Source organism: Microcystis sp. M_QC_C_20170808_M3Col, from assembly GCF_007095505.1.
In the GTDB taxonomy this organism is placed as follows: Bacteria; Cyanobacteriota; Cyanobacteriia; order Cyanobacteriales; family Microcystaceae; genus Microcystis.
Map to the genome: position 1 here is coordinate 1 of NZ_SFBY01000182.1, position 4,518 is coordinate 4,518.

The window sequence follows — 4,518 nt, forward strand, 5'->3', positions numbered from 1 at the left end:
ACATGAGCGACATGATGCCATTTTCCATCAGCTAAATTGAGTCCACTACTAGCAATTACTTCATTATTCCAGATCCGAACGACTATATTACCATTAGATAAATGAATACTGCGATCATGACCTCCTGACCCTGCTATAACAGAAAATAATCCGCCATTCAAGGATGTAGTTTTAAACCATAACTCATGGGTAACTTCTGTTTCTGCTTCATTCAAATTAATTTGTATATAATCATTAACCCCATCAAAAAATAAAGCGCGAGTAGGTTGTTGAAATGTTTCTCGAATTGCAGTTAAAGGTGCTTCTTGTGCTTTGACAATACTATTCTGTTTCTGTTCAATATACTTCTGTAAATTCCTTTCTATCCATTGTTCTTGTTGATCATTAGTTAAATCAATCTGAACTACTAAATCTTGGGTTTTATTCGTAACTTCGTCTGATACTGCGTTGATTAACTTAGGCTGTAAGACTAACTCAGATTTGCCAATAAAAGCCTGAATATCATCAGATATTGATTTAAGAAAATCTGCCGATTGTTGTTGTAAAGCTTGAGATTTTTTGGTGTAATCGTCCCAAGTAACCCAATTAAGATCATTGGTAGCACCTTGTTTCTGACTTTTATCCCAATAAATCGCAGCTTGATCTGAGTACCACTTAGCTTGAGTAAGATAAGAGTCATTTAAAGCTTGCTTCTGAATAATACTTGCTTTTAATAATTCTGTATTGTGCAGAGAAGGACTATCTAAAAATTTTAATAAATCTGTTACAGCACTATTAAAACTTGCTTTTGCTTGTTCAATCTCTTGAGTAATTGTAGTCTCTTTCTGAGCAAGAGATTGAAGATTAATTTCAATTAATCCCGGTAGTGAACCATTTCTTCCATCGTCCCATTCATTACCAATCCACACGTAACCATAATCTTGATCACCATCATTATTCGGTTCACCCGGTCTCCAATAAGTATAAGTAATTGGTTCACCACTAATCCATTGCCATCGTCCCTCTTGGAATTTATCAGTTAATCCAAGCCAAAAATAACCGACATTTCGGGGACGAATTTGAATAGCCCAATTTTGCTCATCCCCATCATTAATTGTTACAAGATTCCCTCCTGCCGCTTCTCCTTGAGCTTGTGCATCTTCCCATGAAGTGCTATTAGTCCAGAAATATTTATTTCCTGTTTGGGGACGAATAATAGCACCTTTTTGACCTGCAAGTGCTAACTTGTTTTTATTATCTTCTTTGACTGATATTAGCTTCGCAGTTGTTTCAACTAATTTTTGTTGAAATTGACTTACTATTGCCAGTTTAGCTTCTAAAAAATTAAGCTGATTAAACTCCTTCTCATACTTAGTTAAATCCGAATAATGTTGACTCAACTTCGCCAAATCCTGATACTCTTGTAACTGCTTCTTAGCCAAAAACAGCGCATCCGTCACAAAATTAACACTATCCGCCAAAGCATCCCGCCGTCTTACCGTTGACTCCTGAATTTGTAACGCCTCATCCAACTGAATCTCATTCAGATAATAATCCCCATAAGGAGTCGCCAAATTCTCATCAATATAACTCGTCAAACTATCAAACGCCTGAGACTCAGCTTGCAACCCATTCCACACCTTAATCGTTAGATTATGATTATCCTGTAAATCATCAACCCAAACAGTCGTTAACCCCTTTAACTGATTAGCCAATTGACTACTTAAAGTGACATAACTCTCAATATCATTATTCCCCAAAGCCACCTTAACCGAAGCTAGATGATCCGCAGAAGTCGTCTTTCTCGTCTCCAATTCCTGCTTAAACTCCACCTCACCTGCTAACACCGTTTTCTGATAATCTTGCACCTCTCCCACTATTTTCTGCTTCTCTAAAATCGCCTTTTCTAAAGCTGAAATCTCAGAATTTGAACCATTACTATTTTTCAAACTTGTTAAATTAGTCTGAAGATTACTAATTTTTTGATTAAGACTATTAACCGTATCCTGCAAAAACTTAGACGAATAATCCTGAGTCTTCAGGAAAGCATAATCCGTCAGAAAATCTCCTAACGCCTTATCCGCAACCGTCACAGCTTGCTTATTAGCTTCCCAAGCCGTTTTAACAGCCACTAAAGCCTGATTTTTTTTCTCTAATTCCTCAACTTGCTTAGGAATAATATTACTGGTAAGTACTTGTAAATCCTGATTAGATTCACTAATTTGGAAGTCAATAACCCCTAAATCTTGATCATACTTAGTCGTAGCAATTGAGAGTAAATTCTGTTGTTCCTGAATCTGAATCAGATAACCATTAATCTCCTTCTGAATCCCATCTTTTAGACCCGCATTCGTTTCAGCCTTCAAACGAGTGGAAGCATCATCAATATTCTTCTGAATATCTTTCTGTTTTTGCTCGTTTTGTGTTTTAGATTGAGTAAAACTAGAAGTTAAAGCCGTCTTTTTATTTCCTAAATTCTGCAAAGTTTCCGTTAAAGACTTCTGCTTACTTAGACTCCCTGCAAACGTCTCCTTCGCAAAGGAATAATCATCATTAGCTAACGTTAACTGCTCCTCTGTCGTATCTAGCTTAACCTTCGCTTTATCCAATTCGCTGCTGAGGGTTTCATACTGCTTTAACGCCGTCGGAATCGGTAACGTTAACTGCTCCAGTTTCGTCGGTTGAATATCAGTATTAGTAAACACAAAATTATCATTATCAATTATCTTGACAATTGCCGTATTTTGTGAACCAATCGTCACCCCATTAGTCGGATTAATTAACGATAGGTTAAGCGTTTCCACCGCCTCAAATTGACTATCTTCCTTAATGGGAATCGTAATAATTTTAGGCGCACTATCCCCATGAGCAAACGTAACCTTAATGGGGGTATTATTATAATCGTCTGCGGTTGCTGTGCCATTATTTACAGTAATCGTCGCACTCACTTCCGTATCACTTCCCCCCGTGCGATTGACTACGACTTGAGTTATAGGAGTTCCGTTTTCAGTAATCGAATAAGTAGGCGCACTAAACGCTAAAACTCCCCGAATTGCTGCATCATCATTAAGAATAGTTAAAGTCGCTGTATTTTGTGTTCCAATAATTGCGCCACCCGTCACATTAGTAATCGCTAAATTAAGATTTTCTTCTAGTTCATAAGCCGTATCATTAATCAGAGGAACCGTCACCGTTTTACTGGTTTCTCCTGCCGCAAAATTAACCACAATAGGAGTATTATTATAATCATTAATAGATTTAGCTGTACCATCAGTAGGAGTCACCGTCACACTAACCGCACCCTCAAAGTTATTTGTACGGTTTATCGTAATAGCTTTAACTACCGTTCCATCTTCCTTAACAACATAGTTATTATCGCTAAAAGAAAACGTCCCAGGCTCAATAATATTAGTAACATTAACCGTTAACTGTTTCTCATAAAATTGCCCATCTTGATCAGTTGTTTTGACACGAATACTATAAGTTTTCTTCGTCTCAAAATCAAAAACAGCTTTCGTTCTTAACTGACTTCCTGTGATAGTAAAAAAGCTATTATCCGTATCACCTGCACCAGCTACTAAACTATAAGTAAACGTATCCCCCGGATCGGGATCAGTGCTAGTAAAATCACCAATTACAGTATTAACGGCTTGATTTTCAGCAATATTACTATTAGAAAGAGTAATATTAGTTGCAGGTGTGGGGATAGAAGTAACTCTTAAAGAAATCCCTCCAGTATTATCGTCATAGACAGTATCATAAATCCAGAAAGTTACATTTCCCGCGTTCTTCAAAACAAAAGTAGTATTTTTCGCATTAGCTAGTGCTAAGGTATCACTTCCCCAGTTTTCTGATAACCGTCCTGTAGAGAAAGAAAATTCACTACTATCAATCTGATATTGATTTGACCACCAAGGATAATAATTATATCGATAATTCCAAGCATTATATTGACCCCCTTGTGCAACTCCAATATACTCAACCTTATAATCACCTGCTGGCAAAAAATCAGTAACACTACGCATCCAGCGAGCTTCAATGTTAATAATTTTGGTAAGCATGATTTATTACTCCAGAAAAAGTGAAAATATTTGATTAATTAAGATTAGGTTAACTAACCGATAGAGTAAATAGCCGATTGAAACTGACTTAGAGACTGGTTTCCCTTCAGGCGCTTCCAGTGGACTGGTAGCGATCGCCGTTGAGTAAAATCTTGGGCGATCGCTCTTGCAACTTCAGGTTTAGCCAGTGGTTGGTGATCTGTAGTTGGCCAAGCTTCTGCTTGCTTCCCATATTATATACGGAAGCTTATCTCTGAATTACTTCCTCACCATAAAAATTTTAGCGGGTGATGACGAGGGGGATAATTTCCACTAAAAACCCCCTCCAAAGCAATCTTACCCCTTGTCATGGCGAAGATGCGATCGCTAACGTAAACTAAGCAGTTAAAGTATTTAACCAATTGATTAAATCTTCAACCGTAGAGAAATCGAATAAAGCTTCTCCTAATACTTCGACATCATCAATACTTAACTGCAT

At 37.3% G+C, this 4,518-nt stretch carries 2 protein-coding genes; both read right to left on the minus strand.

Annotated elements, in window-relative coordinates; genetic code table 11:
• Nucleotides 1-4,040, minus strand: a 4,040-nt coding sequence (locus EWV84_RS08155; RefSeq protein WP_287077599.1) for a Calx-beta domain-containing protein, incomplete at its 3' end; no start/stop codon positions are given.
• A gap of 376 nt (nt 4,041-4,416) precedes the next feature.
• The coding region (locus tag EWV84_RS08160) for a DUF4351 domain-containing protein (protein ID WP_287077600.1) at nt 4,417-4,518 on the minus strand (102 nt) is incomplete at its 5' end.